Raw genomic sequence first — 16509 nt, forward strand, 5'->3', positions numbered from 1 at the left:
CCGAACTCCCTATCAAACTAGTATTGCCCCGTCAGGCGCGGAAGCCACAAGGGCAGATCCTGCCACAGGATCAGCATTATGATGAAACAGATGATCAGCATCATGTAGGGGAAAGCACCCTTGGCCACCCGCTCGAAGCTGATGCCCGACAGGTTTTGGGCAATGAACAGGTTCACCCCCAGCGGCGGCGAAAGCAGCGCCACCTCGTTGGTGATGACCCAGAAGATGCCGAAGAACACGGGATCGATGCCGACCTTGGTGATCAGGGGCAGGAAAATAGGCGCGAGGATGACGATGGTGGCGAGGGTTTCCATGAACATCCCGAGGAACAGCAGCAGAAGCCCGATGAGCACCAGAATGACATACGGATTGTCCGTCAGGGTGATCATGGCGTTGGCGAGCTGGTGCGGGATGCGCTGCATGGTCAGGATGCGCCCGAACAGCGTGGACACGCCGAGCACGATGATGATGCTGCCCGCCGAGACGTTGGTCAGCTTGATCGCGTCCCAGAGCTGGATGATCTTCAGCTCACGGGTGATGCACGTCCCGACGAACAGGGCGTAGAACACCGCCACCACCGAAGCCTCCACCGGCGTGCAGATCCCGGCGTAAATACTGCCGAGGATGATGACCGGGGCCATCAGGGAGAAGAAATTCTTGCGGAACATGGGCCAGAAATGGGCACCCTTGTCCTCGTCCACGGTTCCGGTGAACCCGGCGCGGCGGGCAAGGAAATAGGCCATGAGCATCATCATGAGCCCGAGCACGAAGCCCGGCACGAACCCGGCGGTAAACAACGCCGCGATGGATGTATTGGCGATGATGCCATAGATGATCATCGGGTTGCTCGGCGGGATCAGGATGCCGAGGGTGCCGCCCGTGGCGCACACGCCAGCCGCGTATTCCGGCGAATAGCCGCGCCGGACCATCGTGGGGATCATGATGCTGCCCATGGCGGCGACCGTGCCCGGGCCCGAGCCGATCATGGCGGCGAAGAACAGGCAGCCCAGAATGGTGGTGATGCCGAGGCCGCCGCGTATCCGGCCCACGAACAGCGAGGCCACGTCGACGATCTGGCGGGCCATGCCGCCCTTTTCCATGAGTGCGCCCGCGAAGATGAAGCCCACCACGGCGAGCAGCGGGAACATGTCCATCACCTTGAGCATGTCGAGCGCGACGATGCGCATGGGGATATTGGTCAAAATAAGGGCAAGGGTGGAGGCCACGCCGAGCGACACGAAAATGGGGCAGCCCACGATGAGGCAGAAGGCCATAACAATCCAAAGAACGGCATCGGCGGACATGCTACACCTCCTCCTGCTGTTGACCGAGGATGGAAACGCCGCCCCGGAAATGCCGGTACCACCGCTGGAGGATGCGGAAGCTCTGGAGCGTGAAGGCGGCGGGAACGGCGAAATAGACGTAACGCAGATCAAGCAGCATACTGCCCGACACCATAGGGCGGGTGGACATGCTGTCGATGAGCAGCGCGCCCTGATAGATCACCGTGGCGTTGAACCCGAGCCAGAGCAGATCCGCCAGCATGAGCAGGCCCACGCGCACGGGCGCGGGGAGCTTCTGGGTGTGCGCGGTCACCCGGATGTGCGCACCCTTGCAGGCTACGAGGCTCGCCGCGAAATAGACGAGATAGAGGAAGGAGAAACGGCACAGTTCTTCCGAAAACGTGAGCCCGTGCCCGAACGCGAACCGGACGACCACCTGCGCCATGAGCATGATCATGATGCCGACGAGCAGGACGCCGCAAAGCGCGTCTTCAAAGTGAACGTCGAGCCATGCAAGCAGATTCTTCATAGCGGAACTCCTGAGGGGAGGAGCGGCCCGAAGGCCGCCCCCGTCAAACCTGGACTTATCTGGGGAGCTGGCGTCCCAGCGTCTTCATGAAGGCCTCAACGATTTCAAGGTTCTTGATCTGGGGATAGAACTGGGGCCAGATGCTGACGGCCCGCTTCATCCACTCGTCCTCATCCGTGGGCACGCCGCAGAAGACCATGCCCTTTTCCTTCAGGAACTCACGGGAGGCGCTTTCCTGCTTGTCGAGCAGGGCGCGCATTTCGACGGTGGTTTCGTGCCCGGCCTCGATGATGGCCTGCTGCACGTCGGCGGGCAGGGAACGCAACCAGTCCACGTTCACGACCACGGGGCCGGTCCACAGCTTGTAGTGGGGTTCGGTGATGTACTTCTGCACTTCATAGAAGCGGTTGGTGGCGATGGAGACCAGCGGGTTGTCCTGACCGTCCACGACCTTCTGCTGGAGGGCGTTGAAGGTTTCGTCCATGGCCATGGGAACCGGGTCCGTGCCCCAGGCGCGGTACACGCCGATCATGATCGGGTTGTTGGGGGTACGGATCTTGACCGGAGCGAGGTCGGCCAGCTTGGCAACGGGCTGCTTGCTGTTGGTGATGAAGCGGAAGCCCTGCGAATGCCACGCGATGGCGATGGTGCCGCTTTCGGCTTCCATGCGCTTGTTGATGAGATCCCAGTTCTGATCGACGCAATCGTCGAATTCCTTGACGCTCTTGAAGATGTAGGGAAGGTCGAACGCTCCGAGGGAGGGGGCGAAGATCGAGGCGTTGTTCACCGCGAGCACAGTCATCTGGAGGATGCCCTGCTGCACGTCCTGAAAGCTGCGCTCCTCGCTGCCGATCTGCCCGGCGGGGAATTCCTGAATCTCGATGCGATCCGCGCCGAGCTTCTTGACCAGCTTGTCGTTCATCTTCGTGACGAGCGCATGGTAGGGGTCCATGTCCGAAGGCGTGTTGCTGTGCGCGAAACGGATGACGATCTTGTCCGCCGCGTTCGCGGGGGCCGGCGCGGCCCAGATCAGGCCGGCGCAGACAAGGGACAGAAGGGTGAAAAGACCTTTGCGCATATGAAACTCTCCGGTTTGAGGGTGGCGCCGTCATGTTCCGAAAGGAACAATCCGGCGGACTAACGGGATTGCCGTCACCAGTCCGAGAACCAATACTGCGTCTATTCTGTTTCATTCCATCTCCGAAACGTCGTTTTGTGTCAATACATTTTCAAAAAATGTACAAAAAAATACAGCATCCATTCGGCATGAACGGATGCTGTATTTTATATTTATTTAATTTCAATATGTTAAAAAAATATAGAATCCTTTCCAAAAATATTGAGCGTCATATAGTTGTAAAATTTATTCCATCAACAAGCGATCAATTCCACGCCCGCGGCTTGCGCGACCTCCTCCAACCGAGAAGGGACGGGGCTGTTGGTGAACAATACGTCCACGGTCTTGAGCGGGGCTACCCTGACCACGGCCTGCCGTCCGATCTTCGAACGGCTTGCCGCAAGCAACACTTTGTTTGCATTGCGCATCATGCACTGCGCCACGCTCACGTCCGCCGTATGGTAATCAAGCAGATGGCCGTCCGCCTCGCTGATGCCCCCGGTGCTCGTGATCACGTAATCGCACTGAAAACCGTTGACGAATTCGATTGTGCTTTCCCCCACAAGGCCGTTGCTGCTCTTGCGCATATAGCCCGAAGCGAGGACCACCTCGAAGTCGGTCTTCTTGTTCAAGGTGAGCGCCGCCACCACGTTGTTGGTGATGACCATGAGCCCGGAACGCTCGAGCAGCGCGTACGCGATGACCTCCACGGTCGTCCCGAGGGTAAGGAAAATGGAACTGTTGTCGGGGATATACTCCGCAATGGTCCGGGCGATGCGCTCCTTGTCCTTGAAATCCTCGACCTGCCGGGCATCGTAGGTGCTGTTCAGAATGGTCGTGCGGCAGCTCGCACCGCCCGGTCTGCGCTCCAGCATCCCCGTCCTGTCCAGCTCGGAAATGTCCCGCCGGATGGTCTGCGACGACACCCCGAGCTCCTCAGCCAGCGATTCGATGGAAACGTACCCTTGCCGCATCACGGCATAGAGAATGGCCTGATGCCGATTTTCCTGCTTCATGCAATCCTTCCTTCATGCAAACCGGCGGCTCCGCCGGACAGCCGGACCACGCGCGTCCACGCCGCATCCTCAATGACGAAATCAGGCCCGGTTTCGAGCAGCGCCCCGCGCCGCCCATACCCGTACAAGGCCGCAGCCGTGGCCATGCCCGCCTCCTGCCCTCCCCGCATATCGAGCGCCGAGTCCCCGACCATAATCGCCGTCCCCGGCTCCACGCCGTGGCGTTCCATGAGCAGGGCCAGCATCCCGGCCTTGGAGAGCCGCCGCCCCGGCAGCGAGTCGCTGCACGCGAACCCGGCCAGAAACGGCAGAAGACCCCGGACGTCGAGCAGACGGCGGGTTACGTCCTCCGGCTTGTTGGTAGCCACAAACAACCGGCAGCCCCGCCCCGACAGCCGCTCGAACAGCGGCGGTATGCCGGGGAACGCCGGGCTTTCGTCAAAGGGGCAGGCGCGGTAGCGCGCCCGGTAGATGCGGACGATGCGCTCCAGATCCGCAGGGGCCAGATCCGGGCAGATCCCGCGGATGATGTCTTCCAGAAGCGGCCCGATGCGCCCCTTGTCCAGTTCGGGCACGGCGAGCCCTTCCTCCCGCAGCACGCCGCCGAGCAGCCGCAGGATATCGGGGGCGCTGTCCACCAGCGTCCCGTCCAAGTCAAAAAACCAGTCGGCGTAGCGTTCCGTTCCACATCCCGTCATGGGGCCTCCTGTGCGTTGCGGTGAGCGGCAAAGCCGCCTCGACAGAATAGACGCAGCACGTTCGGAAACGGGGAGGCAAGCGCAGGCACCAGCCAGCATATGGTCTTGCTTCTTATGTATCCCGTTGGCGGTTGTCAATCGCCGCACAAAGCCGAAAGGCCCTAGATGCAACCCCATACGTGAAAAAGACGTTGCCCATAAAAAAGCCTCTCCGCCATAAACGGAGAGGCTCTTGTGGATGCTGCTCAAACGGTTACTTCTTGGGCCGTTGGGTATAGTGCAACCCCATGGACATGGACAGATCCCGATAAAAATCAAACTCGGACTGGAGGAAGGCATCGGCCTCGCTCGGGGGCAGCCAAGCGAGAATTTCGTAATTCTCCTCGGCGGACTTCTTCATGGCGGGACTGTTCAACGCCCGCTCGGAAGCCTTGGCGAGCTTTTCCACAATGGCGTCCGGAGTATCCTTGTTCACCACGAGGACACGCCAGCTCGTCTGGGAGAAATCATAGCCGAGCTCACGCAGGGTCGGCACATCGGGCAGCATGGCGAGGCGTTCCGGCGCGAACGTCGCCAGCGGAACGAAATCCCCCCGCCTGATGTAGCGCATGATGTCCGGCGGATGGCTGATCAGCGCGTCGGTATCCCCTATCAGGCAGTCGATGGTCCCGCGCACGGGGCCGTCCGGCTGCTCCACAAGCTGCACATCCAGCTTGGCAAGATCCTTGATAAGGTGCGTCATGCCGATCTGGAGGGAACTGGGGGCGTTGGTGATCCCGATCCGGGCCTTGCCGGGATGGGCCTTCGCGTAGGCCTTGAACTCCTCAAAGGTCTTGAAGGGCGCATTCTTGTTCGCCACGAACAGGATCGGCAGCAGGGTCGCACGCCCCACGGCCCGGAAATCCTTGGGCGAGGCGGACGGGCCGACCATGTTGGGCTTCAGGACCATCGGGCCCATCGCCGCGAAATACACGGTGTAGCCGTCGGGCTTGCCGTTGAGCGTCGCTTTCGCCGCCTTGCCCATCATACCATATTCAAAGACAAAGGGCACACCCAAAATCTTCGACATTTCCGCATTGTAGACCTTGCTCAACGCGTCATACGGCGTGGGCTCGAAGGGATGATACACGGTTACGGGGTGTTCCGGATACTCCGCGAAGGCCATCTGGGGCACGGCGGCGCAGAGCCAGAACAGGGCAATGCAAAGTGATTGGATCTTTCTGGAAAACATAGCACGTCCTCGTCGTGATCCATTCGAAAGGATTCAGAAAAAGGCCTTTGCCATGTCAGGGGACATTACCATCTGTGGAGCGCGCGCAGGGTCACAAAATCCGGATTGAAAGCCACCACGCTCTCGCACAACAAGGTATCCTGTATGCCGTAGTTCAGCTCATGCCACAGAATGATCGGCGTACCCGGAGCAAGCCCGAAAGCGGAAGCGATCCCCTTCCCCGCGCACCACGGGAGGAACGCCATCACCGTGTGCGACAACGTGCCGCCCGACAGCAGGTTGATCACATCCGTATAGGCCAGTTCCTGCGCGAACCCTTTTCCATTCCATGAGCCGTTCGATGTGAACACGTTACAGGTCACAATGGCCTGCGCGCCTTCCACAAGGTGCGCCGTCCGCTGGATCTTCCACGGCCGGGGGATCGTCAGCCTGACCGGCAGCGTCGGATCATCCAAAAGGATGTCCTTCCCACCGGGGCTCACGGGCATTTCCCGGATCGTGCTTGCCTGATACCCCGCGTCTTCAAGCATCCGACGGAGCCCGCGCTCCAAATCGAAACGCATCGGCGTATCAAGCACGCTGCGGTTGACGAGGTTCCCTATGCCGTGCCTTTTGGAGACGAACCCTTCGCGGCAAAGGATGCTCAACGCTTCCCGCACCGTAGCCCGGCTTACGCCCAACAGGCGGCACAACTCTTCCTCGGAAGGAAGCCTGCGATCCGGGCCGCACTGCGTACGGGCCAATTCGAGAATAGCCTCTTTCACTTCCACATACAGGGGTTCCCGTTGTTCCCTAACTCGTCTGACGTCTGACGACTTTTCCATAACTCACCCCATGTGGCCTGTCAATGTTTTCCCTCTGCGAAAAATACGGCGGAAAGCGGACATATCCTCTTCCCGTTTTTGCGGAAAAGGATGCCATGCCATCCCACGCGGCTCCAGTTGCGCCCGTTACGTTAGCAAAGCCACCAAAGAAATGGCAAGCGGCCTTCCCCCCGTCGTGCCCTCGGGCATATGCCGATCCGTCCGCCTTTTCAGCAAAGACGGTGTTCCTCTTCTTTGGAGCTTGACAATTTTTCAGCGCCATGTTTCATGGTACAATTGGATGAAAGAATCTTTTACATTATTTCAATAGGTTAAGCATTATGATCGGACCGATTACAGACAGTTGCGCTCTTTTCGTCGGCGGGCTCGCCGGGACCCTCTTCTCTGGGTTCATCCCGAAGCGCGTCAAGGAAACGCTTCCCCTCATCTTCGGCGTGATCACGCTGTGCATGGGCTCCACCCTCGTGAACAAGGCTTCAGCACTTCCCGTCGTGGTCATGGCCCTCATCGTGGGTTCCGTCATCGGCGAGCTCGTCTTTGCCGAATCTTTTCTTGCCAAGTGCATCAGGGCGCTGTTCCGCCTCGCAAAAAGCAAGCACTGCGGCAATGAGACGTACATCGTGAACATCATCACCCTTGTTTCCGCCTTCTGCTTCGGCAGCATGGGCATCTTCGGCGCGATAAACGAAGGCATCACCGGGTCCACGGACATCCTCCTCACCAAGGCCGTTCTCGATCTGTTCAGCGGCATCGTGTTCGGGACGCTTTTCGGCCTCTCGGTCAGCCTCATCGCCATACCCCAATTCGCCATCCTCGCCCTGCTCTATGCTTCCGCCGCCTTCCTCGCCCCGTACATGACGCCGGGAATGCTCAGCGACTTTACCGCCTGCGGCGGCGTCATCTTCGTCGCCACGGGGCTGCGCATGTGCGGCATCAAAATCTTTCCCGTGATCAACATGCTGCCGTCCATGCTCATCATCATGCCGCTCTCGGCGCTGTGGGCACGCTATGTCGGGTGAGCGCCGCCGTACATAGGGATGCAACGCCACGAAAAGGGGGGCCCGCATCCCGCCCTCCCCTCTCGCGGAGGTGCCGGGAAAACGCGGCGTTAACATATTCTTCACGCCGCTCAGGGTAGGTTGCAGTCCAACCAACCGCAAACGCAGCAAGGAGCGATCTCATGAAAAAAAGGTATCTTTGGGGATTCACGGGCCTTTTACTCTGTGGAATCGTCGGGCTTGCCGAAGCGCATGACGGATACAGGAAACATTCCCCAAACCGTCTTCTCATCCCGCCGCAAACGTATGTCGACAACTGCGGCTCATGCCATACGGCATACTCCGCCCTGCTGCTGCCGTCCGGCTCATGGAAACGGCTCATGGGGGATCTTCCGAACCATTTTGATGCCGCCGTCGAACTCGACGCCGCGGACAAGGAGCAGATCGGCGCGTGGCTTCAAGGCAATGCCGCGGACACGGGAACCACCCGGCGCGGAAGCAAAATTGCCAAAAAACTTCATGGCGACACGCCCGTCAGAATCACGGAAAGCCGTTGGTTCATACACAAGCATGATGATGTTTCACAAGGTTCCATTGCCAAGGCTCAAGGATTGAAGAACTGCGCCGCCTGCCATGCCGATGCCCAGCGAGGCGCCTTCTCGCGGTAGGCGGGAAAGGCATCGGTGTTTATTGCGGCAAGGCAGATACAGATTGGCTGAAAAAGCCTTTTCCGTGACCCTTGCCCGACTTCAGGCCCCCTTGAAACAGCAGGACGGCAAATGCCGCTGCCGGCATCCACCGCCCTGCAAAAGAGAGCTCCCCACGTTTTGATTGTCTTGATCCGGGGTCGGCACTCATACGCCCTCTTCGGACGCCGTTTGCCCTATATGCGCCGCAAAGGCACGCCCCGCGCCAAGCAGGGCCGGGAGCATGTACTCGCGGTTAAAACGGATAATCGGCAGGCGGTCGACCGCAACAATATCCATATGGCCCAGTGTGTCCTCAAGGCGGTCAAGGCATTGTATCGCCTCTCGGCCCGTCCCTCCGGCACAGGCGACCAAGAGGCTCTTTTTCCCTTTCAGAAAATGGTTACGGCGCGTCTCGCACCGGCGCAGGCGATCCAGAAAAGCCTTCAGGTTCTCGGCAAGATCGTGCCAGTAGACGGGCGTGATCCAGACAATCGCCTCGGCGGAAACGAGTCTCTGATAGTCTTCCGAAAAATCATCGTTGATCACGCACCTGCCTTCGCTCCTGCAAAGCCCCCACCCATTCCCGCACGCCCGGCAACACCTGATGTCCCGCTTATTCAGATGCAGAGCCTCGGCCTCACTGCCCGCCTCTGACAGCCCTTTCAAAATGTTGTCTTTGGCGGCAGAGGTCAAACCGTCTTGGTTGGGACTTGCCCATACGACCAATATCGACATGGCAACCTCTCTATCCGTTGAGATTTTCCCGTTTAAAACCACCTGCACGGCAAGCTGAACACTGGGCAGTTTGTTCCGCGCGCTTCATCCCGAAGCTTCGTGGGGGAAACAGTAAAACCGTCGCGCTCTGAAGGTCAAGAACCCGCGCCATATCCTCACTATGTGACGGCACAAACGGTGGCGGGGATTCACGCCGCCTTTGAGATGTTGCCCTTTTTTATTTGGAGAGGCGCGGAATACCATTTTGATAACATTAATTTGACAAAAGTAACACCTTGACCTATACACAATCATCGCAAAACGCCCAGGGAACCGATGTGGACGGTGACAGGGGCGTTTTCTTTCCCCGTTTTCTCTTTTTATATCAGGATGTAATCCGTTTATGGCCATGGAGGAAATCCGCCCGAAGCCCGTGCCCGCTTGATGCAAAAGACCTCTCATTGACACCGTCGGCGGTGGCCGGTATACCTCGTATTACATTTTTTATACGCGTAACACTATACTCTACATCTAAGAAAACAACGTGTTACGAAACAGGATCTCGGAACAGTCCGAAGGATCGCGCTCCAAGGAAGGCAGACTATGAACAGCAGACAACTGATGGCTTCTCTCGCACGGAAAACGCTGGTGTTCATCGCCATGATGTTTCTGTTGTCGCTGATCGTTTTCTATGTATCCCGCCTGACCCCCGGCGATCCTCTCCAATCCTTCTACGGCGACGCCATGCAGTCCATGACGACCACGGAACTGGACGCCGCACGGGAACGGCTGGGGCTGAACGGCCCCATCTGGATGCAGTACGCCAAATGGATCGGGAACGTCATGCAGGGGGATTTCGGCATCTCCTTGAAATACAAACGCCCCGTCCTTGATGTCGTTTCTCCGCTTATCGGCAATACGCTCATGCTCGGCGGCATCGCCTACGCGCTGGTCTTTATGCTCGCCATCGCGCTTGCCCTCTTCTGCGCCCGGTTCGAGGACACTTTCATGGATCGGTTCGTCTGCCGCATCGGTACGGTAGCCTTTTATGTGCCCGCCTTCTGGATGGGCGTGGTGCTGGTGCTCGTTTTCAGCGTCAACCTCAAACTGCTGCCGAGCAGCGGTGCCTACGGGATCGGGAAATCCGGCGATTTGACCGACCGCCTGCGCCACCTCGTCCTGCCGCTCATCGTCATGGTGGCGAGCCACCTGTGGTATTACGCTTACATGATCCGCAACAAGCTGCTGGATGAAATCCGCCGTGATTACGTGCTGCTGGCGCGGGCCAAGGGGCTCGGAAGGACACGGGTCCTGCTGAGCCACTGCCTGCGGAACGTGCTCCCCACCATCGTCAGCATCATGGCCATCTCCATCCCCCACGTCCTGAGCGGCACCTATGTGGCGGAATCCGTATTCAACTATCCGGGCATCGGCCTGCTCGCCGTATCCAGCGCCAAATACCATGACTACAACCTGCTGATGCTCATGGTGCTGATCACCGGAGCGATGGTCATGCTGAGCAGCCTTGTCGCGCAGGCCGTCAACGAAGTCATCGATCCGCGCATGAAGTCTTCTGACGGGGTCGTGTGCTGATGGACGCCTCTTCCAACGATGCCTTCACGATCGTCGGGGCCGGGTACAGGGCGCACCAGCCCGCCATACGGAAAAAAGGCTTCTGGGCGCGGCTGAAAGGCAAGCCCACCCTCTCCGTCGCCGTGTTTTCCGTGATTGCCCTCGGCTGCCTTTTTTCCAACCTGATCATCAACCATGATCCCGCCGAACTCTTCCTCATGAACGTCAATGAGGCTCCCAATGCCGAATTCTGGTTCGGCACGGACTCTCTGGGGCGGGACATTTACTCGATCATCTGGTACGGCGGCAGGGCTTCCATCTTCATCGGGCTGATGAGCGCCGCGGTCATTACCCTTATCGGGGTTTCTTACGGCTGCCTGTCCGGGGTCGCCTCCGGCGTGGTGGACAGCGCCATGATGCGGGCGGTGGAACTCCTGCAAAGTGTCCCGGTCCTTCTGTCCCTGCTGCTGATCCTTTCCCTCATGGGCAAACCGAACGAGCTCACCATCGCTCTCGTCATCGGCGTCACCGGCTGGTTCGCCCTGTCCCGCATTGTCCGGAGCGAAGTCCGGCAGATCCGCAACAGCGAGTACATCCTCGCCTCGCGCTGCATGGGCGCGCGGTTTCCCTTCATCATGCGCAAGCACCTCATCCCGAACTTCGTGTCGGCGATCATGTTCGTGGTCATTTCCAGCATCAGCACCAGCATGGCGATGGAAGCGACCTTGAGTTTCCTCGGACTGGGCCTGCCTGTGGACGTGCTCTCATGGGGGAGCATGTTGGCATTGGCCGACCGGGCGCTCCTCCTCAACTCGTGGTGGGTCATCCTCATCCCCGGGGTTTTCCTTGTGGTTACGCTGCTGAGCATCACCAGCATCGGCCATTACTTCCGAAAAAGAAGCAACCAAGGGCCAAGCAACCTGTAACCACAGGTCGCCTTTATAAATACAGGCAACGTACGACAATCCGAAAAGGAGAACTTCGTGAAGAGGAACGTATTGACCGCTCCGGTCTTGAAAACGGTTCGCTGGGGCCTCATGTGCCTTGCGCTCTGTCTCGCCTCAATGCCCGCCAACGCCGCCGACGAAATGGCGAACACCCTTGTCTACGCCGGGGAAAACGAGGACACCATCAACCCCCTGCTCAACAACCATCAGGAACTGCCCACAATCATTTTTTCCGGCCTGATGAAGTACGACGCCAAGGGCCAGCCGGTTCCCGAGCTCGCCGAGAGCTTCACCTATGATAAAGGGACGCACACCTATGCCTTCAAGCTGCGCGACGGCGTGAAATGGCACGACGGCAAGCCCCTCACCGTGGAAGACATCCTGTTCACCTACGAAGCGCTGACCAAAGACAAGACGCTGGCCTCATCCATCACCAGCAACTACGAGGACATCAAGTCAATCACGGCGCCTGACGCCCAGACCGTGATCTTCACCTTGTCCAAGCCCAACGCCGCCATGCTGGACAACTTCACCATCGGCATCCTGCCCAAGCACCTGTTCGCGGGCAAAGACATCAACACCGCCCCCGCCAACCAGCACCCCGTGGGCACCGGGCGTTACAAGTTCGTGGAATGGGACACCGCCGGCGGCATGATCATTCTGGAAAAGAACAAGGACTACTACGGCAAGGTGCCGAACATCGACCGGATCGTCTACAAGACCGTCGCCGTCGAAAGCACCAAGGCCCTCATGCTCCAGTCCGGGGAAGCGGATCTGGCGTGGCTGAACGCCAAGTATGCGGACACGTTCCGGGGCAAGGACGGCTACAAGAACATCGACTTCGCCACCGCCGACTACCGTTCCGCCGCTATGGATTTCCATACCGACTTCTGGAAGCGGAACGGCGACTCCATCGGCGTTCTGAACTACGCCCTGAACAAGGACGCCATCGCCAAAAGCGTGCTGAACGGCCAGGGGTTCCCTGCGTTCAGCCCCATCCAGATGAACGCCTACGGCGGCAACAAGGCCGCGGACATCTACTCCTACGATCTCAAGAAATTCGCCGCCGAAATGGAAAAGCTCGGCTGGAAGAAGGGCAAGGACGGCATCTACGAGCGCAACGGGCAGAAGTTCTCGTTCACGATTCAGGTCCGGGACTATGAGGAAGAGCGCGTAGACATCGCCAAGGTCATCGCCAACGAATTGAAGAAAGCCGGGGTCGACATGCAGATCGTCCTCGTCACCAAATTTGACTGGAAGGCCGGGTACAACGGATTCCTCGCCGGGTTCGCCGCCGAATTCGACCCGGACGGCGTCTACAAGGATTTCGTCACCGGAGCCAGCGACAACACGATGGCCTATTCCAACCCCAAGGTCGACGAACTGCTGAAAAAGGGCCGCGCCACCGAAGATCCGGCCCAGCGCAAGGCCATCTACGGCCAGTTTGAGGAAGCCTATGCCGAACGCCCCGGCCACCTGCTGGTCGCGTACCTGAACGGCAACTACGTCAGCATCGCCGGGCTGAAGGGGCTTGATACCGCGCGCGTTCTCGGCCACCATGCCGTGGGCGTCATGTGGAACATCGAAGACTGGACGCTGAACCGCTAACCGCACGCAGCAGGGCCGTCCGGGACATCCGGGCGGCCCCGGCTGCCTTTTCGGAGCACCGAGGAAGACATGGACACCGTATTGGAACTGGAAAACGTTTCCGTTCATTTCGACACGCCCGACGGAACCGTTCAGGCCGTCCGGGACGTTTCGCTGTCCCTCAAGAGCGGCGAAACGCTTGCCATCGTGGGCGAATCCGGATGCGGCAAGTCCGTTTTGTGCAAATCGGTCATGAAACTCCTTCCCGGCAATGCCCGGATCAGCGGCAAAATGCTCATCGACGGCAAGGACATTGCCCCGTATACCGAAAAACAGATGCGCAAGCTGCGCGGTTCCCTGTTTTCCATGCTGTTTCAGGACCCCATGACCACGCTGAACCCCACGATCCCCATCGGGAAGCAGATCACGGAAGCCGTGCTGAAACACCGCAAAATGAGCCGGGAAGATGCGCAAAAACTGGCCGTGGAGATGCTCCACCGCGTGGGCATCGACGATCCAGCCCAGCGGATGCTCTTGCAGCCGCACTATTTTTCCGGAGGGATGCGCCAGCGGTGCGTGCTTGCCATCGCGCTGGCCCTGAACCCGCACATCCTCTTCGCCGACGAACCCACTACGGCGCTGGATGTGACCGTACAAGCGCAGATGCTCGACCTGCTGCGTGATATCCAACGCAAGACCGGCATCGGCATCGTGCTGGTTTCGCACGATCTGGGCGTGGTCGCCCGCATCGCGGACCGGGTCGCCGTGATGTATGCCGGGAAAATCGTCGAGATCGGGACCGCCGAGGAAATCTTTTACGACCCGCGCCACCCGTACACATGGGGGCTGCTAGGCGCCCTTCCCTCTCAGGCCGTGGAAAACGGGGAGCTCAGGGGGATTCCGGGTATGCCGCCGACGCTCCTTGATCCGCCTCCGGGTGACGCCTTCGCCGAACGCAATCAGTATGCCATGAAAATCGATTACGAGCGGATGCCTCCGATGTTCCCCGTTTCCGAAACCCACAGCGCCGCAACATGGCTTCTGGATGAAAGGGCGCCCGCGGTCACGCCTCCCGTCACCATCAAACGCCGCGGTATGGTCCATTGAAGAATCCGGTTCTTTTATCCGTCAGAAACTACAAGCAGCATTTCCCCATCAACAAGTCCCTGACGGTGCACGCCGTCAACGGGATTTCTTTCGACTTGCGAAAGGGGGAAATCTTCGGGCTGGTCGGGGAATCCGGCTGCGGCAAGTCGACGGTGGCGCGCGCCATTATGGGCATTTATACCCCGACGGAAGGCGAGATTTGCTTCAAAGACTTTCTGATCTCGGAAAAGCGCTCCTACCGGGAGCACAAGAAAGATATCCAGCGCAATATGCAGGTCATCTTCCAGGACTCTGCGGCGGCCCTGAATCCTCGCATGAAGGTTGCCGACATCATTGCGGAGCCCTTGGTTATCAATCGTGTTTATCCCGATAAGGTCCGGTTGCGGGCCGAAGTGGACAAACTGCTCACGCTTGTCGGGCTGGACACCAGCTACGGCAACAAGTTTCCGGCCGAGATCTCCGGCGGGCAACGCCAGCGCGTCGCCATCGCCCGCAGCATAGCCGTCAACCCCGAACTGATCGTCGCCGACGAGCCCGTTGCGTCACTCGACGTTTCCATACAGGCGCAAATCGTGTCCCTCTTTCAGCACTTGCAGCGGCAGCATGGCTTCACGTTCCTGTTCATCGCGCACGACCTGTCGATGGTCCGCTACCTCTGCGACCGCGTGGGCGTCATGTACGAGGGCAGGCTGGTGGAGCTCGCCCCGGCGAAAGAGCTTTTTGGGAACCCCCTGCATCCCTATACCCGTGCGCTGCTCTCCGCCATTCCCGTACCGGATCCTGTTTACGAACGCTCAAAAAAGATCATCCCCTACACGCATGAAACGGCGGATCTGAGCGGGGAATGGCGGGAAATCCTGCCGGAACATTTTCTGCTCGCCCGGAGTGAGTAAGGCCATATCGCGGGCCGGATTTTACATTTCCGCTACGCATTTCCCTGAACCATCCCTCCGGTAGCGCGGGGAGGCTTCATCCGTACAAGGCACGGACATGGCGTGATCTCCTCTTCCGGATAGGAAAAACTCCTCGGGATGTCTCGCATGGCGTTACCTTGAAGGGCATTCCTCTCCGGCAGTATCCTTTTCAATCTCTTTTTTCCGTGCGCTCAACGATATACAGTTCCCCGGCTTTTCCCCTTTCATCATCAATAAGTTCATTCCATTCGGCAAAAAAGATATCTTTATACGATTCGTATCCCCTTTTATGTAATTCATTTTTCAACCATCCTTCATCCTTTTCCATCATTTCCAGAGCGCCTGTATCTATTGTCCCGTTCGTTATGAGTATATTTGATGTTTTGCGGGCATCTTTTTTCTGAATGGTGGCCTGCCCATTCGGCTCAATCTGCGCATTCCATATATCATAGAGGGAGTGAACGCCCTGGATTCTGGATAATGTCGCAAAATCAGCGATATCAAGACCCAAGAGTTCAAATTTATCCTGTAAATACTTGCCTTTTATCACAACAGGAGTAGGCCTTCCCACTATCATCTTCTGACCGGACTCCGTGTGTATGCGCAGGGCATTTACCCCTAATACCAGAAGTTGCCATATCGCCAATACGATTATGAATTGTACGGTAGTTATGTCCTGATTATAAATAACACCGCCAATGATGCCGCCCATCACGAAATTGCCTATAAGGTCGACCGGGGTCATCTGTGCCAATTGGCAGCGATTGGTCGTCCGCAGCACCCAAAGAAAACCGATCAGCCCTACAGCCAGTTTGATCGCAATGTTCCCGTATGAAAGAAGCGAAGCTATCATGGCACTATCCATTGAACTCTCCAGAAACGTTCTCTCTCAAGCCCTCTAACGGCCTAGACGTATTCCCTTTGCTCTCCCTTGCCTGTTTTTCGTGGTCCAAGGATACGCCCAGAAAACCTTGCTGTCCGTTATCTTATTCCGGAGGAGGCGATAAACAGCCAGGGCAAGGGAGTGAAATGACACACTCCGAACTGGAAAAGGCAATCCCATCCGTCATCTATGAAAATCAAACGCTAAACGCCCTTTACATTCCAATGGCCAGCGATTATTGCTTTATGAAAATACTGAGCAAAGGTACCCCATGTCTCGTTTCCGCCATCAGATTTCAGGCATGACCTGACGCCGTCTGCGGTGGGGCTGTATGTCCCCGTCACAGTTGGCGGTGTGCTGATAGCGGCATCCCCTCCCGCCTTTCTTTCCTGACGGACAT

16 protein-coding genes are annotated in these 16509 nt (G+C 58.3%); 7 read left to right on the forward strand and 9 right to left on the reverse strand.

The features are described 5' to 3' along the window. Window positions 1-17: 17 nt before the first annotated feature. From T370_RS0101470 to T370_RS0101500, 7 genes are all read right to left on the reverse strand, one after another. Window positions 18-1304 carry a TRAP transporter large permease gene (locus T370_RS0101470; protein WP_005024101.1) on the reverse strand — a complete coding sequence of 429 codons (1287 nt, stop codon included), beginning with the start codon at window positions 1302-1304 and terminating at the stop codon, window positions 18-20. Window position 1305: 1 nt separating this feature from the next. Then, window positions 1306-1812 carry a TRAP transporter small permease gene (locus T370_RS0101475; protein WP_005024100.1) on the reverse strand — a complete coding sequence of 169 codons (507 nt, stop codon included), beginning with the start codon at window positions 1810-1812 and terminating at the stop codon, window positions 1306-1308. Between the two features lie 55 nt (window positions 1813-1867). Next, on the reverse strand, window positions 1868-2890 hold the full coding sequence (locus T370_RS0101480; RefSeq protein ID WP_005024099.1) for a TRAP transporter substrate-binding protein: 1023 nt from the start codon (window positions 2888-2890) through the stop codon (window positions 1868-1870). A 293-nt stretch (window positions 2891-3183) separates the two neighbouring features. After that, window positions 3184-3945 (reverse strand): DeoR/GlpR family DNA-binding transcription regulator, encoded by a 762-nt coding sequence (locus T370_RS0101485; RefSeq protein ID WP_005024096.1) that lies wholly within the window; start codon window positions 3943-3945, stop codon window positions 3184-3186. After that, entirely contained in the window at window positions 3942-4643 is a 702-nt protein-coding gene (locus T370_RS0101490) for an HAD family hydrolase (protein WP_029434496.1), read from the reverse strand. Before T370_RS0101490 ends, T370_RS0101485 begins: the two co-directional genes overlap by 4 nt. A gap of 253 nt (window positions 4644-4896) precedes the next feature. Continuing rightward, window positions 4897-5874, reverse strand: a complete 978-nt coding sequence (locus T370_RS0101495) for a tripartite tricarboxylate transporter substrate binding protein (RefSeq protein ID WP_005024092.1) — start codon at window positions 5872-5874, stop codon at window positions 4897-4899. Window positions 5875-5939: 65 nt separating this feature from the next. Next, window positions 5940-6698: a GntR family transcriptional regulator gene (locus tag T370_RS0101500; RefSeq protein ID WP_029434497.1), complete on the reverse strand. Its 759-nt coding sequence runs from the start codon at window positions 6696-6698 to the stop codon at window positions 5940-5942. Between the two features lie 320 nt (window positions 6699-7018). On the opposite strand from T370_RS0101500, the gene T370_RS0101505 reads away from it, so the two are divergent. Then, window positions 7019-7717, forward strand: coding sequence for a DUF554 domain-containing protein (locus T370_RS0101505; RefSeq protein ID WP_034505527.1), 699 nt, complete (start codon window positions 7019-7021; stop codon window positions 7715-7717). Between the two features lie 161 nt (window positions 7718-7878). Next, window positions 7879-8364 (forward strand): hypothetical protein, encoded by a 486-nt coding sequence (locus T370_RS0101510; RefSeq protein ID WP_051643706.1) that lies wholly within the window; start codon window positions 7879-7881, stop codon window positions 8362-8364. A 186-nt stretch (window positions 8365-8550) separates the two neighbouring features. Here the strand turns inward: T370_RS0101510 and T370_RS0101515 are convergent, their stop codons facing one another. Further along, on the reverse strand, window positions 8551-9120 hold the full coding sequence (locus T370_RS0101515; RefSeq protein ID WP_029434500.1) for a flavodoxin family protein: 570 nt from the start codon (window positions 9118-9120) through the stop codon (window positions 8551-8553). Between the two features lie 582 nt (window positions 9121-9702). On the opposite strand from T370_RS0101515, the gene T370_RS0101520 reads away from it, so the two are divergent. The 5 genes from T370_RS0101520 (at window position 9703) to T370_RS0101540 (ending at window position 15205) form a co-directional block, all read left to right on the forward strand. Continuing rightward, entirely contained in the window at window positions 9703-10692 is a 990-nt protein-coding gene (locus T370_RS0101520) for an ABC transporter permease (RefSeq protein ID WP_029434501.1), read from the forward strand. Further along, the gene (locus tag T370_RS0101525) at window positions 10692-11597 is read left to right on the forward strand and encodes an ABC transporter permease (protein ID WP_005024079.1); all 906 of its coding nucleotides are present in this window, start codon (window positions 10692-10694) and stop codon (window positions 11595-11597) included. Before T370_RS0101520 ends, T370_RS0101525 begins: the two co-directional genes overlap by 1 nt. A gap of 57 nt (window positions 11598-11654) precedes the next feature. Next, the gene (locus T370_RS0101530) at window positions 11655-13226 is read left to right on the forward strand and encodes an ABC transporter substrate-binding protein (protein WP_029434502.1); all 1572 of its coding nucleotides are present in this window, start codon (window positions 11655-11657) and stop codon (window positions 13224-13226) included. 69 nt (window positions 13227-13295) lie between these two features. Then, complete coding sequence (locus T370_RS0101535; protein ID WP_009368832.1) at window positions 13296-14312, forward strand: ABC transporter ATP-binding protein; 1017 nt, start codon at window positions 13296-13298, stop codon at window positions 14310-14312. Beyond that, the gene (locus tag T370_RS0101540) at window positions 14309-15205 is read left to right on the forward strand and encodes an ATP-binding cassette domain-containing protein (RefSeq protein WP_029434503.1); all 897 of its coding nucleotides are present in this window, start codon (window positions 14309-14311) and stop codon (window positions 15203-15205) included. Before T370_RS0101535 ends, T370_RS0101540 begins: the two co-directional genes overlap by 4 nt. A 190-nt stretch (window positions 15206-15395) precedes the next feature. Here T370_RS0101540 and T370_RS0101545 read toward each other — a convergent pair whose 3' ends face one another. Then, window positions 15396-16091, reverse strand: a complete 696-nt coding sequence (locus T370_RS0101545; protein WP_016360940.1) for a DUF421 domain-containing protein — start codon at window positions 16089-16091, stop codon at window positions 15396-15398. Window positions 16092-16509: the final 418 nt, after the last annotated feature.

The sequence above is a fragment of the Bilophila wadsworthia ATCC 49260 genome (genome assembly GCF_000701705.1).
Taxonomy (GTDB): Bacteria; Desulfobacterota; Desulfovibrionia; order Desulfovibrionales; family Desulfovibrionaceae; genus Bilophila; species Bilophila wadsworthia.

Bases quoted from the DNA above. Each gene is read 5' to 3' on its own strand.
- T370_RS0101470 (WP_005024101.1), bottom strand. From the start codon at position 1,304: ATGTCCGCCGATGCCGTTCTTTGGATTGTTATGGCCTTCTGCCTCATC.
- T370_RS0101475 (WP_005024100.1), bottom strand. From the start codon at position 1,812: ATGAAGAATCTGCTTGCATGGCTCGACGTTCACTTTGAAGACGCGCTT.
- T370_RS0101480 (WP_005024099.1), bottom strand. From the start codon at position 2,890: ATGCGCAAAGGTCTTTTCACCCTTCTGTCCCTTGTCTGCGCCGGCCTG.
- T370_RS0101485 (WP_005024096.1), bottom strand. From the start codon at position 3,945: ATGAAGCAGGAAAATCGGCATCAGGCCATTCTCTATGCCGTGATGCGG.
- T370_RS0101490 (WP_029434496.1), bottom strand. From the start codon at position 4,643: ATGACGGGATGTGGAACGGAACGCTACGCCGACTGGTTTTTTGACTTG.
- T370_RS0101495 (WP_005024092.1), bottom strand. From the start codon at position 5,874: ATGTTTTCCAGAAAGATCCAATCACTTTGCATTGCCCTGTTCTGGCTC.
- T370_RS0101500 (WP_029434497.1), bottom strand. From the start codon at position 6,698: ATGGAAAAGTCGTCAGACGTCAGACGAGTTAGGGAACAACGGGAACCC.
- T370_RS0101505 (WP_034505527.1), top strand. From the start codon at position 7,019: ATGATCGGACCGATTACAGACAGTTGCGCTCTTTTCGTCGGCGGGCTC.
- T370_RS0101510 (WP_051643706.1), top strand. From the start codon at position 7,879: ATGAAAAAAAGGTATCTTTGGGGATTCACGGGCCTTTTACTCTGTGGA.
- T370_RS0101515 (WP_029434500.1), bottom strand. From the start codon at position 9,120: ATGTCGATATTGGTCGTATGGGCAAGTCCCAACCAAGACGGTTTGACC.
- T370_RS0101520 (WP_029434501.1), top strand. From the start codon at position 9,703: ATGAACAGCAGACAACTGATGGCTTCTCTCGCACGGAAAACGCTGGTG.
- T370_RS0101525 (WP_005024079.1), top strand. From the start codon at position 10,692: ATGGACGCCTCTTCCAACGATGCCTTCACGATCGTCGGGGCCGGGTAC.
- T370_RS0101535 (WP_009368832.1), top strand. From the start codon at position 13,296: ATGGACACCGTATTGGAACTGGAAAACGTTTCCGTTCATTTCGACACG.
- T370_RS0101545 (WP_016360940.1), bottom strand. From the start codon at position 16,091: ATGGATAGTGCCATGATAGCTTCGCTTCTTTCATACGGGAACATTGCG.